Annotated in this window: 19 protein-coding genes and 1 tRNA gene; 10 read left to right on the top strand and 10 right to left on the bottom strand. The window is 74.2% G+C overall.

All coding sequences use genetic code 11. From position 1 onward, the window contains the following. From L3X23_RS21200 to L3X23_RS21190, 3 genes are all read left to right on the top strand, one after another. Nucleotides 1-1776: an ABC-F family ATP-binding cassette domain-containing protein gene (locus tag L3X23_RS21200; RefSeq protein WP_237193928.1), complete on the top strand. Its 1776-nt coding sequence runs from the start codon at nt 1-3 to the stop codon at nt 1774-1776. A gap of 121 nt (nt 1777-1897) precedes the next feature. Continuing rightward, a complete protein-coding gene (locus L3X23_RS21195; protein WP_237193926.1) occupies nt 1898-2851 on the top strand; it encodes an ATP-binding cassette domain-containing protein in 954 nt (317 codons plus the stop codon). Continuing rightward, entirely contained in the window at nt 2848-3666 is an 819-nt protein-coding gene (locus L3X23_RS21190; protein ID WP_093084890.1) for an ABC transporter permease, read from the top strand. The genes L3X23_RS21195 and L3X23_RS21190 overlap by 4 nt, the downstream gene beginning before the upstream one ends. On the opposite strand, the gene L3X23_RS21185 is transcribed toward L3X23_RS21190, so the two are convergent. Further along, entirely contained in the window at nt 3614-6697 is a 3084-nt protein-coding gene (locus L3X23_RS21185) for a BTAD domain-containing putative transcriptional regulator (protein ID WP_237193924.1), read from the bottom strand. The genes L3X23_RS21190 and L3X23_RS21185 overlap by 53 nt on opposite strands. Nucleotides 6698-6754: 57 nt before the next feature. Continuing rightward, a complete protein-coding gene (locus L3X23_RS21180; protein WP_237193921.1) occupies nt 6755-8110 on the bottom strand; it encodes a dipeptidase in 1356 nt (451 codons plus the stop codon). 62 nt (nt 8111-8172) lie between these two features. Here L3X23_RS21180 and L3X23_RS21175 point away from each other — a divergent pair, with 62 nt between their 5' ends. Further along, on the top strand, nt 8173-9789 hold the full coding sequence (locus tag L3X23_RS21175; protein ID WP_237193920.1) for a fatty acyl-AMP ligase: 1617 nt from the start codon (nt 8173-8175) through the stop codon (nt 9787-9789). A 40-nt stretch (nt 9790-9829) separates the two neighbouring features. Here L3X23_RS21175 and pth read toward each other — a convergent pair whose 3' ends face one another. Then, entirely contained in the window at nt 9830-10411 is a 582-nt protein-coding gene (gene pth / locus L3X23_RS21170; RefSeq protein ID WP_093084899.1) for an aminoacyl-tRNA hydrolase, read from the bottom strand. Next, complete coding sequence (locus L3X23_RS21165) at nt 10411-11070, bottom strand: 50S ribosomal protein L25/general stress protein Ctc (RefSeq protein ID WP_237193918.1); 660 nt, start codon at nt 11068-11070, stop codon at nt 10411-10413. Before L3X23_RS21165 ends, pth begins: the two co-directional genes overlap by 1 nt. Before the next feature lie 264 nt (nt 11071-11334). On the opposite strand from L3X23_RS21165, the gene L3X23_RS21160 reads away from it, so the two are divergent. After that, nucleotides 11335-12078, top strand: coding sequence for a hypothetical protein (locus tag L3X23_RS21160; RefSeq protein WP_237193915.1), 744 nt, complete (start codon nt 11335-11337; stop codon nt 12076-12078). 63 nt (nt 12079-12141) lie between these two features. On the opposite strand, the gene L3X23_RS21155 is transcribed toward L3X23_RS21160, so the two are convergent. Next, nucleotides 12142-13113 (bottom strand): ribose-phosphate diphosphokinase, encoded by a 972-nt coding sequence (locus L3X23_RS21155; protein ID WP_218129851.1) that lies wholly within the window; start codon nt 13111-13113, stop codon nt 12142-12144. A 5-nt stretch (nt 13114-13118) separates the two neighbouring features. Beyond that, nucleotides 13119-14576 (bottom strand): bifunctional UDP-N-acetylglucosamine diphosphorylase/glucosamine-1-phosphate N-acetyltransferase GlmU, encoded by a 1458-nt coding sequence (gene glmU, locus L3X23_RS21150; protein ID WP_237193913.1) that lies wholly within the window; start codon nt 14574-14576, stop codon nt 13119-13121. Between the two features lie 114 nt (nt 14577-14690). On the opposite strand from glmU, the gene L3X23_RS21145 reads away from it, so the two are divergent. Together L3X23_RS21145 and L3X23_RS21140 are read left to right on the top strand one after the other, a co-directional pair. Next, nucleotides 14691-15134, top strand: a complete 444-nt coding sequence (locus tag L3X23_RS21145) for a L,D-transpeptidase (RefSeq protein WP_237193911.1) — start codon at nt 14691-14693, stop codon at nt 15132-15134. Nucleotides 15135-15243: 109 nt separating this feature from the next. Further along, nucleotides 15244-15681, top strand: coding sequence for an OsmC family protein (locus tag L3X23_RS21140; RefSeq protein WP_093084916.1), 438 nt, complete (start codon nt 15244-15246; stop codon nt 15679-15681). Nucleotides 15682-15828: 147 nt separating this feature from the next. Here the strand turns inward: L3X23_RS21140 and L3X23_RS21135 are convergent, their stop codons facing one another. Both L3X23_RS21135 and L3X23_RS21130 read right to left on the bottom strand, forming a co-directional pair. Continuing rightward, on the bottom strand, nt 15829-16281 hold the full coding sequence (locus L3X23_RS21135) for a DUF4262 domain-containing protein (RefSeq protein WP_237193909.1): 453 nt from the start codon (nt 16279-16281) through the stop codon (nt 15829-15831). Nucleotides 16282-16342: 61 nt separating this feature from the next. After that, nucleotides 16343-16413, bottom strand: a tRNA-Gln gene (locus L3X23_RS21130). 92 nt (nt 16414-16505) lie between these two features. Between L3X23_RS21130 and L3X23_RS21125 the strand changes: the two genes are divergently transcribed. The 3 genes from L3X23_RS21125 to L3X23_RS21115 are packed head-to-tail and all read left to right on the top strand — an operon-like array spanning nt 16506 to nt 20756. Beyond that, entirely contained in the window at nt 16506-17174 is a 669-nt protein-coding gene (locus L3X23_RS21125) for a PIG-L deacetylase family protein (RefSeq protein WP_218129840.1), read from the top strand. A 9-nt stretch (nt 17175-17183) separates the two neighbouring features. Further along, nucleotides 17184-17456 carry a DUF2277 domain-containing protein gene (locus L3X23_RS21120; RefSeq protein ID WP_093084921.1) on the top strand — a complete coding sequence of 91 codons (273 nt, stop codon included), beginning with the start codon at nt 17184-17186 and terminating at the stop codon, nt 17454-17456. 9 nt (nt 17457-17465) lie between these two features. Further along, a complete protein-coding gene (locus tag L3X23_RS21115) occupies nt 17466-20756 on the top strand; it encodes a S41 family peptidase (RefSeq protein WP_237193907.1) in 3291 nt (1096 codons plus the stop codon). 46 nt (nt 20757-20802) lie between these two features. Here the strand turns inward: L3X23_RS21115 and L3X23_RS21110 are convergent, their stop codons facing one another. Together L3X23_RS21110 and L3X23_RS21105 are read right to left on the bottom strand one after the other, a co-directional pair. Continuing rightward, a complete protein-coding gene (locus L3X23_RS21110) occupies nt 20803-22287 on the bottom strand; it encodes a hypothetical protein (RefSeq protein ID WP_237193905.1) in 1485 nt (494 codons plus the stop codon). Between the two features lie 43 nt (nt 22288-22330). Beyond that, entirely contained in the window at nt 22331-23521 is a 1191-nt protein-coding gene (locus tag L3X23_RS21105) for an agmatinase family protein (protein WP_237193903.1), read from the bottom strand. Between the last annotated feature and the right edge of the window lie 31 nt (nt 23522-23552).

Genomic DNA, 23552 nt, shown 5'->3' with positions numbered 1-23552 from the left:
ATGGCAGGACAGAACCTCGTCAACCTGGAGAACGTCACCGCCCACGTCCCGGGGGACGCCTCCCGCGTCCTGCTGGACGCGGTGTCCCTCGGCGTGGAGCGCGGCGAGCGCGTCGGTGTCGTCGGCCTCAACGGCGGCGGCAAGACCACCCTGCTGGAGGTGCTCTCCGGGCGCCGCGCGCCGGACGCGGGCCGGGTCTCCCGGCTCGGCGGCCTGAAGCTGGCCTACCTCACGCAGGGGGACGACTTCGCGCCCGGCTCCACGGTGCGGGACATCGTGCTCGCCCACTACGGGGCCGACCACGAGTGGGCCTCGGACGCGAAGGCGCGGGACGTGCTCGGCGGGCTCGGCATCCGCGACCTGGAACGGCCGACGGACGGGCTGTCCGGTGGCGAGAAGCGCCGGGTCGCGCTGGCCAGGGCCCTGCTCGGCGAGCCGGACCTCGTGGTGCTCGACGAGCCGACCAACCACCTCGACATCGAGGGCGTCACCTGGCTGGCCGAGCACCTGCTCTCCCGGCGCTGCGGGGTCGTGGTCGTGACGCACGACCGCTGGTTCCTCGACGCCGTCTGCACCCGGACCTGGGAGGTCGCGAACGGGCGGGTGGAGAGCTACCTCGGCGGCTACCAGGACTGGGTCTACGCCCGGGCCGAGCGCACCAAGCAGGCGGACGCGGCGGAGGCCCGCAGGCGCAACCTCGCCCGCAAGGAGCTGGCGTGGCTGCGGCGCGGCCCGCCCGCCCGGACGTCGAAGCCCCGGTACCGGATCGAGGCCGCCGAGGCGCTGATCGCGGACGTGCCGCCGCCGCGGAACACCGTCGAGCTGCTGGGCTTCGCCACGAACCGGCTGGGTCGCACCGTGCTGGAGCTCGAGGACGCGACCGTCCGGATCGCCGACCGCACGCTGCTGGACCACCAGACCTGGCGGCTCGGGCCGGGGGACCGGATCGGCATCGTCGGGGTGAACGGCTCCGGCAAGACCACCCTGCTCAAGGCCCTGACCGGCGAGCGCCCGCTCGACGGGGGGAAGCGCATCCAGGGCAGCACGGTGCAGCTCGCCCAGCTGACCCAGGACCTGGTCGACCTGCCCAAGGACATGCGGGTGCTGGAGGCGGTCGAGGCCGTCGCCAAGTACGTGCGCTTCGGCAAGGAGGAGATGACCGCGTCCCAGGTCGCCGAGCGGTTGGGCTTCCCGCCCGCCCGGCAGTGGACGCCGGTGGGGCGGCTCTCCGGCGGCGAGCGGCGGCGGCTGCAGCTGACCCGGCTGCTCATGGCCGAGCCGAACGTCCTGCTGCTCGACGAGCCGACCAACGACCTCGACGTCGACACCCTGACCAACCTCGAGGACCTGCTCGACGGCTGGCCGGGCACGCTGGTCGTGGTCAGCCACGACCGGTACCTGACCGAGCGGGTGTGCGACACGGTCGTCGCGCTGTTCGGCGACGGGCGGATCACGCACCTGCCGGGCGGGATCGAGGAGTACCTGCGCCGCCGGGCCGCGCAGGGCACCGACACCAGCGCCCCGCAGGTCGGGGCCGCCCCCAAGGCGCCCACCAGCGCCGCGGACCAGCGCGCCGCCCGCAAGGAGGCCCAGCGCCTCGAACGCCGGATGACGCAGCTCAGCAAGCGCCAGGAGCAGCTGCACGCGCTGCTCGCCGCGGCGGCGACGGACCCGCAGCAGCTGGTGGAGCTGTCCACCGAGCTCAAGCAGGTCGACGCCGAGGTCGAACAGGTCGAGCAGGACTGGCTGGACGCGGCGGAGCGCGCCGAGGCCTGACGCATTCTGGAGCCACCACTGTCGCGTCGGGCGCTCCCTCTGACAGTTGTGGCTCCACACTGCGGGCGCGTGTCAGGGCGCCGGCAGGGGCGTGTCAGCGGTGGCGCGCAGAGTGGCCGCCATGAACGACTCCGTCATTAGCGTGGAAGGGCTGCGCAAGTCCTTCGGCGCCACCACCGCGCTGGCGGGCATCGACCTGGCCGTCCGGCCCGGGTCGGTGCTCGGCCTGCTGGGCCCCAACGGGTCCGGCAAGACCACCACCGTCCGCATCCTGTCCACCCTGCTCCGGCCCGACGGCGGCCGGGCGACCGTCCTCGGGCACGACGTCGTCGCCGAGGCCGCCGCGGTCCGCCCGCTCGTCGGGCTGACCGGCCAGTACGCCGCGGTCGACGACTCCCTCACCGGGCTCGAGAACCTCACGATGATCGCCCGCCTGCTCGACTTCTCCCGCCGGGACGCCCGCGCGCGCTCCGCCGAGCTGGTGGAGCGCTTCGGCCTGGCCGACGCCGCGAAGCGCCGGGTCAAGACCTACTCCGGAGGCATGCGTCGCCGCCTCGACCTGGCCGCGAGCCTCGTCGGCCGCCCCGCCGTGCTGTTCCTCGACGAGCCCACGACCGGGCTGGACCCCCGCCACCGCAACGAGGTGTGGGACCAGGTCCGCGCGCTGGCCGCCGAGGGCACCACCGTGCTGCTCACCACCCAGTACCTGGAGGAGGCCGACCAGCTGGCCGAGGACCTCGTGGTGCTCGACCGGGGCCGGGTCATCGCGACCGGCACGCCCGCGTCCCTGAAGGCCGAGGTCGGCGGACAGCTGCTGCACGTGCGGCCACTGCACCGCACGGACCTCCCCGCCGTCGCGACGGTGCTCGCCGAGCTGACGAGCGAGGCCCCGGCGATCGACCCGACCGGCGAGGTGACCGTCGCCGGTTCCCCGGAGCTGCTGCGTGCCGTGGGCGACCGGCTGGACGTGCCGATCGCCGAGCTGGGGCTGCGCCTGCCCAGCCTCGACGACGTGTTCCTCACCCTCACCGGCCACGGCGCCGACGACACCGAAGAAGAGGAGGCCGCGGCATGACCGCCACCGCGATCGCCCCCACCCCCGTCCGAGAACCCGCACCACGCACCGGAGCCCGGCACGGGCCGCTGCGCCACGCCATGACCCTGGCCTGGCGGGGGATCGTCAAGACGATCCACTCGCCGGAGGCCCTGCTGGACGTCACCCTCCAGCCGGTCATCTTCCTGCTGCTGTTCGTCTACGTCTTCGGCGGCGCGATCGCCGGCGACACCAGCACCTACCTGCAGTTCGCGCTGCCCGGCGTGCTCGTCCAGACGGTGATCTTCGCGTCCGCGGGCACCGGCACCGCGCTCGCCGACGACCTGAAGACCGGCATCTTCGACCGCTTCCGCAGCCTGCCGATCCCGCGCTCCGCCCCGCTGCTGGGGGCGATCACCGCGGACATCACCCGCTACGCCACCTCCGGCGTGATCATGCTGGTCTTCGGTGCGATCCTCGGCTTCCGCACCGAGGCCGGGCCGCTGGCGATCGTGGCCGCGCTGGCGCTGGTCATGGCCTTCGCGTTCGCGCTCTGCTGGGTGTTCACCGCGCTGGCCATGGTGGTGAAGGAGCCGCGCTCGGTGCAGGGCATCGGCGCGATGATCTCGCTGCCGCTGACCTTCGGCTCCAACGTCTTCGTGCCCGCCTCGACCATGCCCGGCTGGCTGCAGGCGTGGGTGGAGGTCAACCCGGTGTCCAAGACCGCCGACGCCGCCCGCGGGCTGCTGCTCGGCGGCCCGGTCGCCGGACCGGCCGGGACGGCCCTGATCTGGGCCGCCGCGATCACGCTGGTGTTCGCCCCGCTCGCGGTGTTCCTGTACCGCAGGCGGACCTGAGCAGCGCGATCCCGTCCTGCGCCGGGAGGCAAGCGGCCTCTCGGCGCAGGGTCGCGTCCAACCCCGGCAGCAACGCGACGACCGCCGGGTCGCCGAGGTCCACCGCCCCGCGTCGGGCCTCGGCGACGCCCAGGGCCCGGGCCGCACCCTCGACGTCCCCGCGGGCCGCCGCGAGCTGGGCCACCGCCTCGGCGACCGCGCCGACCACGGGCCCGTCCCGGCTCTCGTCCGCGGCGTCGACCGCGGCGCGCAGCAGCTCCGCGGCCCGGTCCGGGTCGCCCGCCGCGAGCTCGACGAGCCCGCGCTGCAGGAACAGGTGCGCGGTGCGTTGGGCGATGGCGAGCCCACCGGGCACGAGGTCGATGTCGGCCAGCCGGGCCCGCGCCGAGACCAGGTCGCCCTCGAAGCGGTCCAGCTCGGCGAGCGCCACCTGCAACAACTCGGGCGCTCCGAACTCCGAGACCTCGATCCGCTCCACCGCCTCGGTGTAGAGCTTGCGGGCCAGTGCGTGGTCCCCGGAGCGGGCCGCGAGGCCGCCGCGGCGGACGAGGAACTGGGGCAGGTCGTCGTCGTTCGCCAGCTCGGTGGCGAGTGCGATGGCCTCCTCGAAGGCGCTCGCGGCGGCCGCGGCGTTCCCCGCGAGGGCCTCCAGCTCGCCCAGCGTGGTCAGCGTCATGCCGAGCCCGAACCGGTCGCCGACCTGGGTGAACAGGGCGTGTGCCGCGCGCACCAGCTCGCGTTCGAGCTCGATGAGGCCCTCGTTCTCGGCGAGCGTCGCCCGGATCTGCAGGCAGAAGGCGCGCAGCCACGGATCGGGGTGCGTGGTGCTGATCTCGCGCAGCAGACCCTCCTCGTGGGCCTCGAAGGCGGCGGTGACGGGCCCGGTCAGGTCGAGGACGGGGTGTCGCGGCGGCGAGACGTCCGCCGCGAGGGTGGTCGCCCGCTCGGCGAGCGCGAACGCGTCGGCCATCCGGCCGCGGCCCAGTGCCTGGACCCCGCGGAACGCGATGACCCGGGCCAGGACGTCCGGCGGCACGTCGGCGTCGGGCAGTTCCCCCACGGCCTGCACCCAGGCCATCGACTCCTCGGTCGCGCCGCGCACCAGCCACGCCCAGTACATGCCCGCCACCAGCCGGTACGCGGTCGGGGCGTCCCCGGTGTCCACGGCGCGGCGCAGCGCGGCGGTGATGTCGCCCGCCTCCGCGCGCAGCACGCCGAGCCAGCGCAGCTGGTCGCGGCCGCGCAGCTCGGGTTCGGCCCGCTCCACCAGCGCGACGGCCCAGGCCGCGTGCCGCGCCCGGGTCGCCGCCTCCTCCCCGGACGCCCGGAGCCGCTCCCGCGCGTACTCGCGGATCGTCTCCAACATCCGGTAGCGGGTCGGCTCGCCCGGCACGGCCACGACCAGCGACTTGTCGACGAGGGCCGCCAACGTGTCGAACACGTCGGGACTCGGACCCGTCGCCTCGCACACCTGGTCGATCGCCTCCGCGGTCGCGCCGCCCGCGAAGACCGCGAGCCTGCGGGCGAGGGTGCGTTCGGGCTCCTCCAGCAGGTCCCAGCTCCAGTCGACGACCGCCCGCAGGGTCTGGTGGCGGGGCAGGACCGTGCGGGCACCCGAGGTGAGCAGGCGGAACCGGTCGTCGAGCCGGGCGAGGATCTCGCTCGGGGTGAGCATCCGCAGGCGGGCCGCGGCCAGCTCGATGGGCAGCGGCTGGCCGTCGAGCCTGCGGCAGATCTCCGGGATGGCCGGGTCGTCGGCCGCCGGCGCCCGGCCGACCGCGGCGCCGCGGTCCAGGAACAGCTGCGCGGCGGCGGCGGGGTTCAGCGCCCCGACGGCGTGCAGCCGCTCGCCCGGGACCCCGAGCGGTTCGCGGCTCGTCGCCAGGATGCACACGGCCGGGCAGCGCTGCAGGAGCGTGCTCGCGAGCCGGGCCGCCGCCTCGACGAGGTGCTCGCAGTTGTCCAGGACCAGGGTGAGCGCGCGCCTGCCGATCGCGGCGACCAGCCGCTCGACGGCGTCCTCCTGCTTCGGCTCCTGCTGCAGCACGAGCTCCGGGCTGCCGACGGCCGCGAGCACGGTCGGCGCGATCTGCTCCCCGCCGCCGAGCGGGGCCAGCTCCGCGAAGGCCGCCCCGGGTGCCCCCTCGCGGGCGAGCCGGGTCTTGCCCGCCCCGCCGGGCCCGACGAGGGTGACCAGCCGGGCCGTCGTCAACAGCTCACGGACCCGGGCCACGTCCGCCGCACGCCCGACGAAGCTGGTCAGCGGGGCGGGCGCGGCGGCGCGGACCGTGCTCGGCGGCCGCGGCGCGGGGCGGGACCCGCCCCTGAGCACGTCCATCCGGGCGGCACCGAGCTCGGGGCCGGGGTCCACGCCGAGCTCGTCCGCGAGCAGCGACCGGGTGCGGTCCAGCACGGCGAGCGCGTCCGCCTGGCGCCCGGTGGCGTGCAACGCCCTGGCGAGCGCGGCGGCCGCGCTCTCCCGCAGCGGGTGCTCCTCGAGCAGGGCGCTGAGCGGGTCGATGCCGGCGGCGGGGGCGCCGAGGCGCAGGTCCAACCCGGCCGCGCGTTCGACGGCGGCGGCCCGCTTCTCGTCCAGCCGGTCGGCGGCGGCCTGCGCGAACGGCAGCCTGCGCACGTCCGCGAGCGCGGGCCCCCGCCACAACGCCAGGGCCTGCCCCACCAGCTCGCGGGCGGTCTCCGCGTCGGGTTCGGCCTCGGCCTCGGCCAGCCGCCGGTCGGCGCGGACGGCGTCGATCTCGGCGGCGGGCAGCTCCAGGCGGTAGCCGCCGGGGACGGTCGCGACGAGCTCGGGTCCGAGTGCGCGGCGCAGCCGGGAGACCAGGGCCTGCAGGGCGTTCGCGCTCGCAGGCTCGTCACCCCAGAGGTCGTCGACCAGGGTCTGCGCGGTCACCGTGCGGCCGGGGGCGAGCGCGAGCCGGGCCAGCAGCCCGCGCAGGCGCAGCCCCGCGGGCGCGACGTCCGCCCCCGACGGATCCCACGCCGCGACCGGGCCCAGCACGCCGATCCGCACCGCCCCAGTCTGCCCGGTCCCGGCGCCGATCGCGAACGATATATCGCCAGACGGTCGTCAGCGGGTGAGCTCGTCGAGGAGGAAGGCCTCCGCGCGCACGCCCTTGCCGAACATCGCCAGCGACAGCGACTCGTCGATCCCGTGCCAGCGGCTCGCCGGGTCGCCGACGCCGGTGACCAGCACCGCGGCCCCCGGGAAGGTGCGGGCGAACTCCGCGATGAACGGGATCGACCCGCCGATCCCCATCTCGACCGTCGCGGTGTCGTAGGCCGCGGAGAAGGCGCGCTTGGCCGCGTCGTAGGACCCGCCGTTCGCGTCGAGCGCGAAGGGTTCGGCGACGCCGGAGCCGGGGGTGACCGTCACCTGCGCGCCCCACGGCGTGTGCGCCTTCAGGTGCGCGGCCAGCTTCTCCCGGGCCGCGAGGGTGTCCTCGCCCGGCGCCAGCCGCATGCTGACCATGGCGCGGGCCCGGGGCAGGAGCACGTTCGCGGACTGGGCGACGCTGGGCGCGTCGATCCCCAGGACGGCGATCGCGGGCTTGTGCCAGGTCCGCTCGGCGAGCGTGCCGGTGCCGAGGAACTCCGCGCCCTCGACGAGCCCGGCCTCCCGGCGGAACTCCTCCTCCGGCACCGAGATCGCCGCGGCGTCCGTCCCGGAGTTGGCGTGCAGGCCCTCGACGGCGACCTCGCCCTTCTCGTCGTGCAGGCTGGCCAGGGTGTGGGTCAGGGCGGTGAGCGCGTCCCCGACCGGGCCGCCGAACACCCCGGAGTGCAGCGGCCGCTCCAACAGGCTCACCTCGACGACGACGTCCACCAGGCCGCGCAGGCTGGTGGTCAGGGCCGGGGTGTCCACGGAGGGGTTGGCGGCGTCCGCGATCACGATGACGTCCGCGGCGAGGAGCTCGTGGTGCTCGCGGAGCAGGGCGGGCAGGGTCGGCGAACCGGACTCCTCCTCGCCCTCGATGAACAGCGTGACGCCGATCGGGGGCCTGCCCTCGAAGGCGCGCAGCACGGCGAGGTGGGTCATCACGCCCGCCTTGTCGTCTGCCGCGCCGCGGCCGTAGAGCCGACCCTCCCGCTCGGTGGGCTCGAAGGGCGCGCTGGTCCACAGCTCGTCCCCGCCCGTGGGCTGCACGTCGTGGTGGGCGTAGAGCAGGATCGTCGGCTGCCCCTCGGGCGCGGGCCACTGCGCGACGACGGCGGGCGCCCCGCCCTCGGCGCGCAGGATCTGCACCGACGCCGGGTTCAGCCTGCCCGCCAGCTCGGCGACCGCGGCGGCACTGGCCTCGGTGTCCGCGGCGTGCGCGGGATCGGCCCAGATGCTCGGGATCCGGACGAGACGCTCGAGGTCGGCGCGCGCGGCGGGCAGGACGGCCTCGACGGCCGCGGCGATCTGGTCACGGGTGGCAGCCACGGCGCCGACCGTACTCCCGCGGTGCGCCCGTCCGGAGGCCCGGCGCACGTAGGGTGAGGCTTATGTCCCGGTTCCTCGCAACGTTGCTGGACTCCGCCACCGTCACGACCCGGGGGATGACGACCGGTGAGCCCGCCGCGCCGCGCCGTCGGACCTGGGCCGAGGTGCACGTCGAGGCCCGGAACCGGGCCGCGGCGCTGCGGGCCGCCGGGCTCGGGCGCGGGCAGGCGGTCGGGGTGCTCGCCGGGGAGCCCGCCGCGATCGCGCCGCTCGCCCAGGCCGTCTGGCTCGTCGGCGGCAGCGTCACGATGCTGCACCAGCCGACCGCGCGCACCGACCTGGCGCACTGGGCCGAGGACACCGTCACGGTGCTCCGCATGATCGACGCGACGACGGTGCTGCTCGGCGCCCCGTTCGACGCCCTCGCCCCCGTCCTCGACGAGCGCGGCATCCCCTACCTGCTCATCGACTCCCTCGACGGGGGCGACCCGTTCGTCCCGGACGCCGACGTCGCGGACGAGGACGACACCGCCCTGCTGCAGCTCACGAGCGGGTCCACGGCCGAACCGAAGGCCGTGCGGATCACCCACCGCAACCTGCACGCGAACATCACGGCCATGCGCGAGGCCGCCCGGCTGGACGTCGAGCGGGACGTGATGATCTCGTGGCTGCCGCTGTTCCACGACATGGGCATGGTCGGGTTCCTGACGGTCCCGATGGTGACCGGGCTCGAGTGCGTGATCGTCACGCCGGTGGACTTCCTGACCCGCCCGCTGCTCTGGGCCGAGCTGATCTCGCGCCACGGCGGCACGGTCACCGCGGCGCCGAACTTCGCCTACGCCGTGCTCGGCAGGCAGCTCGCCCGGGCCGCCGACCTGGACCTGTCGACGCTGCGGATCGCGCTCAACGGCGCGGAGCCGGTGGACCCGGTGGCGGTGCGCGCCTTCGTCGAGAACGGTGCGCGGTTCGGGCTGCGGCCCGAGTCGGTGCTCTGCGCCTACGGCATGGCCGAGACGGCGCTGGGGGTGGCGTTCGCGCCGGTCGAGACGGGGCTGGCGGTGGACGAGATCGACGCCGACGCCCTCGAGTCGCGGCGCCGCGCCGAACCGGGCACCGGTCGGGCGTTCCCGCTGCTCGGGCCGCCCCTGCCGGGCATCGAGGCGCGCGTCGTCGCGGACGGGCGGACCGTGGGGGTCCGCGAGGTCGGCTCGATCCAGCTGCGCGGCGAGTCGGTGACGCCGGGGTACCTGACCGTCGACGGGCCGCTCGCCACCCGGGACCCCGACGGCTGGTTCGACACCGGTGACGAGGGCTACCTGGTCGAGGACGGGCAGGTGGTGGTCTGCGGGCGCACCAAGGACGTGATCATCATGGGTGGTCGCAACATCTACCCGACCGACATCGAGCGGGCCGCCGCGGAGGCGGACGGGGTGCGGGCCGGGAACGCCGTGGCCGTCCGGCTGCCCGCGGGGGACCGGCGGGAGTCCTTCGCCGTCGTCGTCGAGTCGCGGCGGGCGGGGGATGCGGACGAGTCCGCCGTGATCCGCAAGGACGTGATCTCGCGGGTGGTGAGCGCGGTGGGTGCCCGGCCCGCCCGCGTGGAGGTCCTCCCGCCCGGCAGCCTGCCCAAGACGCCGAGCGGCAAGCTCCGCCGCGCCGCGACCGCCGACCTGCTGTGAGTGGCGATGGTCGCCAGGGCGACCATCGCCACTCACGAGCTCATGACAGGGCGTGGAAGCGGTTCTGGGTGGGTTCGAGGCCGTCGGCCAGGAGCGCCTCGACGGCGTCCGCGGCGAGGTCGACCGCGAGGTCGAGCTCCTTCTGCTCGGTCCCGGAGAACTTCTTGAGCACGAAGTCCGCCGGGTCCTGCCTGCCGGGCGGGCGGCCGATGCCGAAGCGCAGCCGCAGGTAGTCCTTGGTGCCGAGCGAGCGGCTGATCGAGCGGAGCCCGTTGTGCCCGCCCTCGCCGCCGCCCCGCTTCACCCGGACCACGCCGAAGCCGAGGTCCAGGTCGTCGTGGGCGACGACGAGGTCCTCGGCGCCGACCGAGAAGTACCGGGCGAGCCCGGCGACCGGGCCGCCGGACTCGTTCATGTACGTGCGCGGCTTGGCCAGCACGACCTTCCCGCCCGCGAGCCGACCCTCGGCGATCTCCGAGTTCGACCGCTTGTGCAGGGTGAACCGCGCCCCGATCCGCGCGGCCAGCAGGTCGACGACGGCGAACCCCACGTTGTGTCGGGTGTCCGCGTAGCGGGGCCCGGGGTTGCCGAGCCCCACCACCAGCGCCGTGCCTGCGGCCATCAGCTCTCGGAGGCGGAGCCCTCGGCCGAGGTCTCGGCCTCGTCCGTGGCGCTCTCCGGGGCGTCCTCGACCACGCCGGCACCCTCGGTGTCGATCTCGGCCTCGAGGTCCGCGGCGGTCGGGGCGGCGACGACGTTCACCACGAGGTACTCGGGGTCGGTCCGCAGCTCGGTGCCCTCGGGCAGCGGCAGCTGGCCCGCGAGGAACTGGGTGCCGACCTCGGCGCCCTCGACGGAGACGACGACGTTCTCGGGGATGTTGAGCGCGTCCGCCTCGACCTCGACCGTGTTGAGCTCCTGGGTGACCAGGGTGCCCGGCGCGGCCTCGCCCTCGACGATGACCGTGATCTCGACGACGACCTTCTCGCCCTTCTTGATCACGAGGAGGTCGACGTGCTCGATGTACGGGCGGATCGGGTGGAACACGACCGTCTTGGTCAGCGCCAGCGACTGGGTGCCCGCGATGTCCAGCTCGAGGATCGCGTTGCGGCCCTGCTCACGGACGACGGCGGCGAACTCCAGCGACGGCAGCGACAGGTGCTGCGGGTCGGTCCCGTGCCCGTAGAGGACGGCGGGGATCTTGCCCGCGTTGCGGGTGCGGCGCGCGGCGCCCTTGCCGAACTCGGTCCGGGTCTCGGCGGCGATCTTGGACTGGGCCACGGTGGATCTCTCTCCTCGTACTGCGGATGTCAGCGCGCGACGAGGGGCGGCCCCGAAGGGGTCGACCACGTCGATGACGGCGGGCTCGACGAACAACCCGCCCTCGCCGCGGAATGCCGACAACGGTACGCCGGCCCGTCGCGGCCCTCGGAACGGGGTGCTCTCCTCAGATTCGATGAAACGGGCGTGTCGTGGCTAAGACGTCCGGCACTCGACGCGATGAGCCGGATGTCAGCACACAGTCGAGGCATTCGGGGGAAGGCCATGACCACCCAGCACTACCGCTCCGCAGACGTCGACCCGGCGACCGAGGCGATCCCGGTGGTCCCGGCGCAGCGCTCGCCCCGGGGCCGCACCACGACCGTGGGCGAGGCGGCGGGGATGACGACGTGGCAGCGGGCGGGCACGTCCCGCACCGAGTCGGCGCCCCTGTTCACCGCGGGCCCCGCGCCGGCGTCGTTCGCGGAGTCCGCCGCCCAGGCCGAGCCGTGGGCGTCCACGCTGTCCCGCCGCGAGGAGAAGCAGGCCCGCAGGCAGAAGCAGGTCCGCAAGGGGGAGCAGGGGCGTCGTCGCTGGCCGTGGCTGACGGCGGGCCTCGCCGTCGGGCTCCTGTTCGGCGTGATGATCGGCCAGGGCATGGGCGGCACCCCCGCGCCCGCCGCCGCGCCCGCCGCCGCGCCCGCCGCCGCGCCCGCCGCCGCCGCGCCCGCCGCCGCCGCACCCGCCCCGCAGACCGAGACGGTCGCCGCCCAGCCCGCGGGCCCCGCGACGACCGTGTCCGACGGCACCTACGAGGTGGGCGTCGACATGGCCGCGGGCCGCTACAAGACCGAAGGTCCGTCCGCCTCGAACGCGCTGGACATGTGCTACTGGGAGCGGGCCTCCACCGACTCCGGCGAGCTCGGGTCGATCATCGCCAACGAGATCGTCCAGGGGCCCGGCTCGGTGACCGTCCAGAACGGCGAGTTCGCGACGCTGCGCGGCGGCTGCACCTGGACCCGGGTCTGAGCACGATCCACCGAACGGGAGCGGGGCGGTCGGAACCCGACCGCCCCGCTCCCGACGTGTGGATCAGGCGTTGCCGTCGAACAGGCTGGTCACCGAGCCGTCGTCGAAGACCTGGTGGATGGCCTCGGCGAGCAGCGGGGCGATCGAGAGCACGGTCATGCCGGGGAAGCGCTTGTCCTCCGGGATCGGCAGGGTGTCCATGAAGATCACCTCACGGGCGCCGCAGTTCGCCAGGCGGTCGACGGCGGGGCCCGAGAGCACGCCGTGGGTGGCCGCGATGATCACGTCCTTGGCGCCCTCCTTCAGCAGCACCTCGACGGTCTTCGCCACCGTGCCACCGGTGTCGATCATGTCGTCGATGACCACGCAGGTGCGGCCCTCGATCTCACCGACCACCCGGTTCGCCACGGCCTCGTTCGGCTTGAGCGGGTCCCGGGTCTTGTGGATGAAGGCCAGCGGGGTGCCGCCGAGGGTCTCCGCCCAGCGCTCGGCCAGCCGCACGCGCCCCGAGTCCGGCGAGACGACGGCCAGGTCGTCCTCCGCGTAGCGCTCCTTGATGTGCTGCGCGAGCACCGGCAGGGCGAACAGGTGGTCCACCGGGCCGTCGAAGAAGCCCTGGATCTGCGAGGTGTGCAGGTCCACCGTCATGATCCGGTCCGCGCCCGCGGTCTTGAACAGGTCCGCGACGAGGCGGGCGGTGATGGGCTCGCGGCCGCGGTGCTTCTTGTCCTGGCGGGCGTAGCCCCAGAACGGCATGACCACGGTGATCCGCTTGGCCGAGGCGCGCTTGAGCGCGTCGACCATGATCAGCTGCTCCATGATCGCGTCGTTGATCGGCGCCGAGTGGGCCTGCAGCACGAACGCGTCGCACCCCCGGACCGACTCCTCGAACCGGACGAAGATCTCGCCGTTCGCGAAGGAGTAGGCCGACTGCGGGGTGACCGTGACGTCGAGGTGCTTGGCGACCTGCTCGGCCAGCTCGGGGTGTGTCCTCCCGGCGAAGAACATCAGGTTCTTCTTCGGCTGACCCGACATGGCACTCACTGCGCTTGGCCTCCTTGGCCGCTGGCTGCGTTGGTGGCCCGTTCGGCGGCGGCGGCCGCCGGCGTGCCGGGTCGCTTCCGTACGACCCACCCCTCGATGGTGCGCTGTGGCCCGGACGACACCGCCAGCGCCCCCGGCGGAACGTCGTCCCGGACCACCGTCCCCGCCCCCGTGTACGCGCCGTCGCCGACGGCCACGGGGGCGATGAACATGGTGTCGGATCCGGTGCGGACGTGGGAACCGATCGTCGTGCGGTGTTTGGCGACGCCGTCGTAGTTGACGAACACCGACGACGCCCCGATGTTGCTCTGCTCGCCGATCGTGGCGTCCCCCACGTACGTGAGGTGCGGCACCTTGGAGCCCGCGCCGATCTCGGCGTTCTTCGTCTCCACGAAGGTGCCGATCTTGCCGCTCGCGCCGAGCCGGGTCCCCGGCCGCAGGTAGGCGAACGGGCCCACGGTCGCTCCCGCGCCGATGACCGCCGCCGACCCGTGCGTCCGGACGACCGAGGCGCCCTCGCCGATCTCGCTGTCGGCGAGGGTGGTGTCCGGGCCGACCACGGCGCCGTCGGCGACGGTGGTGCGGCCGCGCAGCTGCGTCCCCGGCTCGACGACGACGTCTCGGCCCAGCGTGACCTGCACGTCCACCCAGGTGCTGGCCGGGTCGACGATCGTCGCGCCGCCGAGCATGTGGCCGCGCAGGACCCGCCGGTTGAGCTCGGCGCGGACCTCGGCGAGCTGGACCCGGTCGTTGACCCCGGCGACCAGCCAGGGGTCCTCGGTCCGCACGGCCTCGACGCGGCGCCCGTCCGCGACGGCGAGCGCGACGAGATCGGTCAGGTACAGCTCGCCCTGGGCGTTGTCGGTGCCGATGCGGGTGAGCCCGTCGGCGAGGAAGGCGGCGTCGAAGGCGTAGACACCGGAGTTGACCTCGGTGATCGCCCGCTGCGCGGCGGAGGCGTCCTTCTGCTCGACGATCGCCGTCACCGCCCCGTCCGTGCGCACGATCCGCCCGTACCCGGTCGGGTCGGCCAGGTCGGTCGTGAGCAGGGTCACGGCGGCCTCGGTCGAGAGGACCTCGCGCAGGGTGGCGGCGTCGAGGAGCGGGACGTCCCCGTAGGTCACCAGCACGGTGCCGGTCAGGTCCGCGGGCAGCGCGGCGAGGCCGCACCGCACGGCGTCCCCGGTGCCGTTCTGCTTTTCCTGGACGGCCGTGTGGATGTCGCGGGCCACCTCGTCCGCGATCCGCAGCAGTGCGGCGGTGACCTCGTCGCGGCCGTGCCCGACGACCACCGCGAGGTGCTCGGGCTCCAGCTCGGCGACGGCGTGGACGGCGTGCCCGAGCAGGCTCCGACCGCCGATCTCGTGCAGCACCTTCGGCGTGGCCGAGCGCATGCGGGTGCCCTCGCCCGCGGCCAGGACCACCGATGCGGCGGGTCGGGGGGAGTCGGGCATGGGCACTCCTTCGCCTCGCGGCCGTGCTTCCGGGCCCGACGAATCCTACGCGGGCGCGCCGTGACCGCGGGGGGCTGCGCTCGTTGGCCCACTCGAACCGGACGAAAGGTGCACATGCGCACGGTGTGGGGTCTCGTCGCAGCCGCGGTCGTGCTGGTCGTGGTGTTCTCCGGGACGGCGCTCGCGGGCCCCGCCGCACCCGTGCCGGGCACGCCGTGCACCACGGTGGCGCGGGCCTGTGTGGACGTGGCGGCCAAGCAGGCCTGGCTGCTGCGCGACGGCGCGGTGGTGTTCGGGCCGGTCGCCGTCAGTCCCGGCGGGCAGGGGCACGAGACCCCGCGGGGCGACTTCGTCGTCGAGTGGAAGAACGTCAACCACCGCAGCGCGGAGTTCGACGACGCTCCGATGCCGTTCGCGGTGTTCTTCGCCCAGGGCGGGATCGGCTTCCACCAGGGCACCCTGGAGACGCCGTCGGCGGGCTGCGTGCGCCTGACCCGCCCGGACGCCATCGAGTTCTACGACCACCTCCAGGTCGGGGACGCCGTCCAGGTCCGCTGAGCAACCGTTCACCGACAGGGGTGGGCCGGTCGCCGTCGGGTGGCTCCGATCGGGTGTGTCGGCCAGGCTGGGCGGGTTCTTCACGTATAGCCGACGGATCGGAGTCCCGATGCCCACTCGCACCGCACGGACGGCCTGGAACGGTTCCCTCGAGGAGGGGTCCGGGCAGGTCGAGCTGACCAGCAGCAAGGTCGGCACGTACGACGTCAGCTTCCCCAAGCGCGCCGCCGAGGACGCGGGCGGCACCACCAGCCCGGAGGAGCTGATCGCGGCGGCGCACTCCTCCTGCTACGCCATGCAGCTCTCGGCGCTGCTCGGCCAGGCGGGCGGGACCGTCGAGTCCCTCGACGTGACCGCGGACGTGTCGCTCGGGCCGGACCCGGCGGGCGGGTTCCGCATCACCGGCATCGCGCTGAAGGTCCGGGGCGAGGTCCCCGGGCTCGACGCCGCGGAGTTCGAGAAGGCCGCGCAGGCCGCCAAGGAGGGCTGCCCGGTCAGCAAGGCGCTCACCGGAACCACCATCACGCTGGACGCCGCGCTGGAGTGATCCCGCGCGGGAGAGGAGACGACATGCGATCCATGAACGTCCTCGGGTGCACGGGCAACGGCGCACCGCCGCCCCCGCCACCCCGACCCGGTCGCTGAACCGGGTCGCTGCACCGCGAAGGCCGCCCCGCACCGGGGCGGCCTTCGGTCATGTCAGGGGCGGTGCGTCGGGGGAGCGGGGGCCGAGCACGGGCTGTACGCCGCCCGCCGCCGGGTCCCACGGCCAGCGGCCCGCCTCGTCCGCCCAGACGACCTGGACCGCGCGCCTGCCCTCGCCGTAGAGCGCGACGGCGTGCACCAGGTGCGCGTCCGGCTCCGCGACCGCGACGTACTCGAGGGCGGCGGCCGCCCGCTCGCCGGGGCGCGGCGCGACGCCCGCATCGAGCACGTGCTCGGCGACGTCGTTCAGCAGGTCGACGGCCCGCTCCGCGGGCAGCCCCGTCACGACCAGCTCGGGCAGCCCGGAGGACCCGAGCCCGACCGTGTAGGCCCACGGCGGCCGCCTGCCGGTCCCGTAGACCACCCGCACCGCCCAGCCGTGCTCGCGCACGGTCTCGGCCAGGTCTGCCACGACCTGCTCGTAGCTCTCACTCGCACACATGGCGCACATGCGTCCTCCCCTCGTGTCGCGCTCCGACCGGACGCCACCCGAGGTCGACTCGCTCCGCCGCCAGGATTCGAACCTGGACCATCGGAACCAAAATCCGAGGTGCTGCCGTTACACCACGGCGGATTGTCCGTCCATCCTGTCACGCGGGAGGTGATCTCCTCAGCCAGGATGACGATGAGCCTTTCGCTCGCAGGCGTGGGGCGGGATGCTGAGGCGTGCTCAGCCTGCTGCCGGAACGCCTGGACCGGATGGTGCTGATCGGCGCGCACAGCGCGGACATCGCCGTCGGGGCCGGCGGCGCGCTCCTGGAGCTGTGTCGCGCGCACCCCGGTGTCGCGGTGACCGCGCTGGTGTTGACCGGCGGCGGGTCGTTGCGCGAGGAGGAGGAGCGGGCGGCGCTCGCGGCCTTCTGTCCGGGCGCGAAGCTCGAGGTCGTGGTGCACGACCTGCCCGACGGGCGGCTCCCGGTCCGCGCGGAGCGGGTGGGCCAGGCGATCGAGGAGGTCCGCGGGCGCGGCGAACCCGATCTGGTGCTGGGCCCGCCCCGCCACGACGGCAGGCCCGATCACGGCGTCGTCGCCCAGTGGGTGCCCACGGCCTTCCCCGACCATCTCGTGCTGGGCTACGAGCTGCTCGAGGGCGAGGGAGACCTGGCGCAGCCCGCCGCGTTCCTGCCGCTCGCGGAGCCGGTGTTGACCGAGAAGATCGCCAAGCTGCACGAGCACTACGGCAGCCAGACCGACCGACCGTGGTTCGACGCCGAGTCCTTCGCCGGGCTCGCCCGGGTGCGTGGGGTGCAGTGTCGGGCCCGCTACGCCGAGGGCTTCCACCCCGGCCGGATGCTGCTCGGCGTCGCGCCGCTGACCGGCCTCGATCCCGTATGAGGAGGAGTCATGTGCCGCAACATCCGGACCCTGCACAACTTCGATCCGCCCGCCACGAACGACGAGGTGCACGCGGCGGCGCTGCAGTTCGTCCGCAAGGTCAGCGGGTCGGCCAAGCCCTCGCAGGTGAACCAGGAGGCGTTCGACCGGGCGGTCGCGGAGATCGCGCACGTGACCCGACACCTGCTCGAGGACCTGGTCACCACCGCGCCGCCCAAGGACCGCGAGGTGGAGGCGGCCAAGGCCCGGGCGCGCGCCCAGGAGCGCTACTCCCGGCAGTAGCGTTGCGGGGTGCCACGTAGCTATCTGCGGTTCCCCCACCTGCACGGCGACAGCCTGGTGTTCGTGGCCGAGGACGACGTCTGGACCGCCCCGCTCGCGGGCGGGCGCGCGACCCGGCTCACGGCGGACGACGTCCCGGCCCGGTCCCCGCGGTTCTCCCCCGACGGCACCCTGGTCGCCTGGAGCAGCACGAAGGACGGCGCCCCGGAGATCCGGGTGGCCGAGGCGGACGGCGGCGCCGCCCGCCGCGTGACGTTCTGGGGCGACCTGCGCACCCGGTCGGCGGGCTGGACGCCCGACGGCCGCGTGGTCGCGACCAGCGCGACCGGCCAGCACACCTTCGCGAACACCTGGGCCTACGCCGTCCCCGCGCTCGGCGGCCGCCCGCACCGGCTGGACTACGGCCCCGTCTCCGCCGTGGCCTACGGCGCCGGGGGCGTCCTGATCGGACGCACCATGGCACGCGACATGGCCTGGTGGAAGCGCTACCGGGGCGGCACCGCCGGGAAGATCTGGTGGGACCCCACGGGCACCGGGGAGTTCACCCGCCTACTCCCCGAGCTCGACGGGCAGCTCGACGCCCCCATGGTCGTGGCGGGCCGGATCGCCTTCCTCTCCGACCACGAGGACCACGGCAACCTCTACAGCGTCGACCTGCAGGGCGGTGACCTGCGCCGACACACCGACCACGGGGTGGACGGGGCCGAGTTCTACGCCCGCCACGCGAGCACGGACGGGGAACGGGTCGTCTACGAGTCCGCGGGCGAGCTCTACCTGCTCGAGTCCCTCGACGCGCCGCCGCGGCGCCTGGACGTGCGGCTCGGCGGGCCGCGCACCCGCCGGGAGCCGCACCGGGTCCGCGCCGCGCACTGGGTCTCCGGGGCCCGCCCCGACCACACCGGACGGTCGAGTGTGGTCTCGGTGCGCGGCACCGTGCACCGGCTGACCCACCGGGACGGCCCGGCCCGCACCCTGCTCGCGGAGCAGGGCGTGCGGGCGCGGCTGGCCCGCCCGCTGGGGGAGGACCGCGCGATCTGGATCGACGACGCGAGCGGGGAGGACGCCGTCGTCGTCGCGCCGCTGGACCCCCACGCCGAGGGGGCCCCCGACCCGGTCCGGTACGCCGACGGACAGCTCGGGCGGGTGCTGGAGCTGGAGGCCGCGCCGGACGGGAAGCTCGCCGCGCTGACCACGCACGACGGCCGTCTGGTCCTGCTCGACACGGCCACCGGGCACGTCCGCACCCCGGCCCGCGGCGCCGCCGGGGAGATCGCCGGACCGAGCTTCTCCCCGGACTCCCGCTGGCTCGCCTACGAGGACCCGATCGAGCCCGGCCTGTCCCGGATCATGCTGGTGGACCTGGCCGGTCCCGACGGGAGCGACGCGCTGGTCGCCGTGACCGAGCCGCGGTTCGTCGACACCGACCCGGTGTTCACCACGGACGGGCGCTACCTCGCGTTCCTCTCCCGGCGCAGCTTCGACCCGATCTACGACGAGCACTCCTTCGACCTGACGTTCCCGGCGTCCTGGCGGCCGTTCCTGGTGCCGCTGGCGGCGCGCACGCCGTCGCCGTTCGGGGCGGGGCCGGACGGTCGGCCCACCACCGGGGCCGACGAGGAGCCCGAGGACCCGCCCGCCGTGTCGGAGGACGAGCCCGAGAAGAAGGAGTCGGAGAAGGAGAAGGAGAAGGACACCCCGCCGGAGACGGTCCTGGACGTCGAGGGGCTGGCGGACCGGGTCATCCCGATCCCGGTCCCGGAGGGCCGCTACCGGGGGCTGGGCGCGGCGAAGGACTGCCTGCTCTGGCTGTCGGTACCGGTCACCGGCGAGCTGGGCGACGGGCGGGCCGAGGGCGACGACCCCAAGCCCGTCCTGGAGCGGTTCGACCTGAAGAAGCGCAAGGTCGACACCATCGCCGACCCCGCGACCGGCTACGCGGTCAGCGGCGACGGCACCCGCCTGGTCGTCCGCGAGTCCCGCACGCTGCGGGTGCTGCGCAGCGACCGCTCCGGGTCGGGCGCGCCGTCCGAGGGGGACGCGGACGAGTTCGAGATCGACACCTCCCGCGTCGCGGTGACCGTCGACCCGGCCGCCGAGTGGCGCCAGATGTTCGACGAGGCGGGCCGCCTCATGCGGGACCACTACTGGGTCGAGGACATGGCGGGCGTCGACTGGGCCGCCGAGCTGGAGCGGTACCGGCCGCTGGTCGACGCCGTCGGCAGCACCGACGACCTCGTCGACCTGATGTACGAGACGGCGGGCGAGCTGGGCTCCTCGCACGCCTACGTGGTGGGCCGCGGCTCCGGCGGCGACTTCGGCGGGCGCCCCGGGTTCCTCGGCGCCGACCTGGAGGCGACCGACCAGGGCTGGCGGATCGCGCGCGTCCTGCCGCCGGAGACCTCCGCGCCGGACGCCCGCAGCCCGCTGTCCGAGCCGGGCGTCGACGTCCGGGCGGGGGACGTGCTGGTGGAGGTCGGGGGGCGCCCGGTCGACCACGAGCTGGGCCCGAACCCGCTGCTGCTGGGCCGCGCGGACACCCTCACCGAGCTGACCGTCCGGACGGCCGCGGGCGTGCTGCGGCGGGTCGTCGTCCGGCCGCTGGGCGGCGAGCAGAACCTGCGCTACCACGACTGGGTCGCGGGGCGGCGGGCCTTCGTCGCCGACCGCTCCGAGGGGCGGCTGGGGTACCTGCACGTGCCGGACATGGTCGCCTCGGGGTGGGCGCAGCTGCACCGGGACTTCGCCCGCGAGGCGCGGCGCGAGGGCCTGGTGCTCGACGTCCGGGACAACTCCGGCGGGCACACCTCCCAGCTGGTGATCGAGAAGCTGGCGCGCAAGGTGATCGGCTGGGACGTGGTGCGCCACGCCGCGCCCGCCACCTACCCGGAGGGCGCGCCGCGCGGCCCGATCGTGCTGGTCGTCGACGAGCACGCGGGCTCCGACGGCGACATCGTGACCGCCGCGTTCACGCGGATGGGGCTCGGCCCCGTCGTCGGGACGCGGACGTGGGGCGGGGTGATCGGCATCGACAGCCGGTACGCCCTGGTCGACGGCACCCGCGTGACCCAGCCGCGCTACTCCTTCTGGTTCGACGACCTGCACTGGTCCGTCGAGAACCACGGCGTGGACCCGGACGTCGAGGTGGTGACCACCCCGCAGGACTGGGTGGCGGGCCGCGACCCGCAGCTGGAGACCGCGGTCCGCCTCACCCTGGAGGCGCTGGAGCGCAGCCCCGCGGTCACCCCTCCGGATCCCGCGACCCGCCCCAGCCGAGCCAAGCGCCCCCTGCCCCCACGCTGACCGTGAGTGGCGATAGTCGCTATGGCGACTATCGCCACTCACGGGGTCAGCCGGGTTCCGCGGCCACCGTGCGGGGCGACGGGTCGGGCGTCGGCGGGGTGGTGCGGGGCCGGACCAGCGCCACCGCCACGAACGTCAGCAGGGACAGCGCCGGGGCGATGAAGGTGGGCCAGCCGTCGAAACCCGGGCCGAACACGGAGTTCGGGATGTACAGCAGGGTGTTGTCGACGCCGTAGATCGTGGGCGTCACGACGAAGAAGCCCAGCCGCACCACCAGCCCGACCGTGATCGCCGCCGCCGCGGCGGCCGTGGTGATCCGGGCGGGCCACCAGTGCGCCAGCACGAACGGCACGACGAGCGCGGCGAGCATCAGGTCGAACGCCAGGGTGAGCAGGATGCCGGTCTGCGGCACCCGCAGCGCGAACAGGATCGCGACGCCCACCACGAACGGCATCGTGAAGCGCACCTGGCGCAGCAGTGGGTCCTTGCCGGTCTCCGCGTCGTGCTGCTGGTCGCGCCCGGCGATGTTCCGGACGGCGACGGCGGCGGTGCCGAGGATGACCCCGTTCGCCGTGGAGCACGAGGCCGCGACGATCGCGGACAGCACCATGATCGTGAGCCCGGCGGGTGCGTACTGCTCCAGCAGCACGAACAGCACCGGCCCGTCGACCGGCGCGTCGCCGAAGATCGCCCCGGAGGACAGCGCGACGAGCGCGTACGGGATCCCGACGAGCGCGGTGCCCGCCGCGCCCACGAAGCACGCCCGCCGCGCGATCTCCGGACTCTTCGCCGAGAAGATCCGCTGCATGAAGTCGATCGCCACGATGTCGCCGACGCCGAGCGCGATGAGCGTCGCCCAGTTCACGACGGCGCCCTGCGCGGGGTCGCCGAGCTGGCCGAGGTCGAAGGGCCCCATGCCCTCCGGCACGGTGATCCCGTAGGTGAGGGCGACCCAGATGAGCAGGGCCGCCGACCCGATCACGGTGATGATGACCTGGATGAACGCGGTGTAGGCGTCGGAGAACATCCCGCCGGTGATCGTGTACGCGAGCACCACGCCGACGATGATCAGCACGCCCGCGGTGTAGCTGGTGCCGAGGAACCGCTCGAACAGGAAGCCGCCCGCCACGAGGTTGCCCGCGAGCAGGATGCAGAAGCTGAAGATCATCAGGACCGAGGACGCCAGCTCGACGCCCCGGCCGTACTTGATCCGGTAGAAGTCCGGCAGGCTGAGCAGCCCCATCGCGTTCATGCGCTTGGCGAAGAAGACGCCGGTCAGCAGCAGACACAGGCCCAGCCCGAGCGGCAGTGAGGCGCCCGCCCAGAAGCCGAAGCCCGCGGACAGGTCGGTGTTGCCGAGCGTGGCGTTCGAGTCGACCGCCTGGCCCATCAGCCCCGCCGCGACGAGCGGCAGGCCCAGCGCGCGGCCCGCGACGAGGAAGTTGGTCGAGTCGCCGTCGACCTTGCGGGCGACGGCGAGCCCCACGGCGAGGACGAGGACGACGCCGATCGCGACCCCGAGAATGATCATGACTGTCTCCGTTCCGGGTGAAGGAAGACGTGCTCAGGAGTGCTCAGGAGTTCTTCGGCAGGTGGCCGGACCGCACGAGGCAGCCGAGGGTGTCGCAGACGACGCGGGTGGCGATCAGCGCGGTGATCTCCGCGTTGTCGTAGGGCGGGGCGCACTCGACGACCTCGATCCCGGCGAGCGGGCGGGCGTCGGCGATGATCTGGATGAACTTCAGGACCTCGCGCGGGAGGAACCCGCCGGGCTCCGGCCAGCCGGTCCCGGGGACGAAGGCGGCGTCGAGGCAGTCCACGTCGAAGGAGAGCCAGACGGCGTCGGCGCCGTCCCAGGCGACGTCGAGCGCCCGCTGGGCCGCCTCCTCGATGCCCATCTCCACGCAGTCGGTGACGGTCATGATCGTGGTGCCGCGCTCGCGTCCGACCTTGACGCCCGGACGCGGTGCCTGCCACCCGCCGATCCCGATCTGGACCAGGTTCTTCGCCGGGACGTTCGGGATGTCGGTGGCGTGGAACCACGGGGTGGTGTGCATCCGCTCGTCGAGGTCGGTCTCCTGGGTGTCGACGTGCCGGTCGAAGTGGATGATCCCCAGGTTTCCGCCTTTCAGGTGGGGTGCGACGCCCCGCACGGTCGGGTAGCCGATCGAGTGGTCACCGCCGAGGACGACGGGGAACGCGCCGGACTCGTACACGTGGCTGACCGCTTTGCTGATCTGGTCGAAGCACTTCTCGATGTTGCCGGGGATGGTGAAGACGTCCCCGAGATCGGCGATCGTGATGGACTCGCGCAGGTCCACGCCGAGCTCGAACGAGTACGGGCCGTAGAGCGCGGAGATCTTCCGGATGCCCTGCGGGCCGAACCGGGTGCCCGAGCGGTAGGTGGTGCCGCCGTCGAACGGCACACCGAGCACGGCGACGTCGTACTCCCCGCACCGCCGGACGTCCTCGACGTAGGGGGCCTTGAGGAAGGTGTTGATGCCCGCGAAGTGCGGCAGCTCGCCCCGGGAGAACGTGGGGATCGTGCGGTCCACGATGGAGTCCGCGCCCGGCAGGCCCAGCTCCAGGCCGCGGGCGATCTCCGCCTCGTACTTGGTGGTGGGCAGCCGCGCCTCCGCGGCCACGGCGTAGGCGGCCTCGGGGCCGTAGTGCGCGTGGAGCGTGCGGGCCTGCTGCTCGGCCTCGACGGGGTCGATCGGCGTGCCGTCCGGCGTGTGGTCCGGGCGGTTCGGGTTGTAGTGCATGGCGTCCTCACGGTCGGGCGCCGGCGCAGGA

The sequence above is a fragment of the Pseudonocardia sp. WMMC193 genome, from assembly GCF_021728735.1.
GTDB lineage: Bacteria > Actinomycetota > Actinomycetes > Mycobacteriales > Pseudonocardiaceae > Pseudonocardia > Pseudonocardia oroxyli.
Note: the sequence above shows the minus strand (reverse complement) of the source record. Positions and strands in the feature narration are given on the sequence as shown.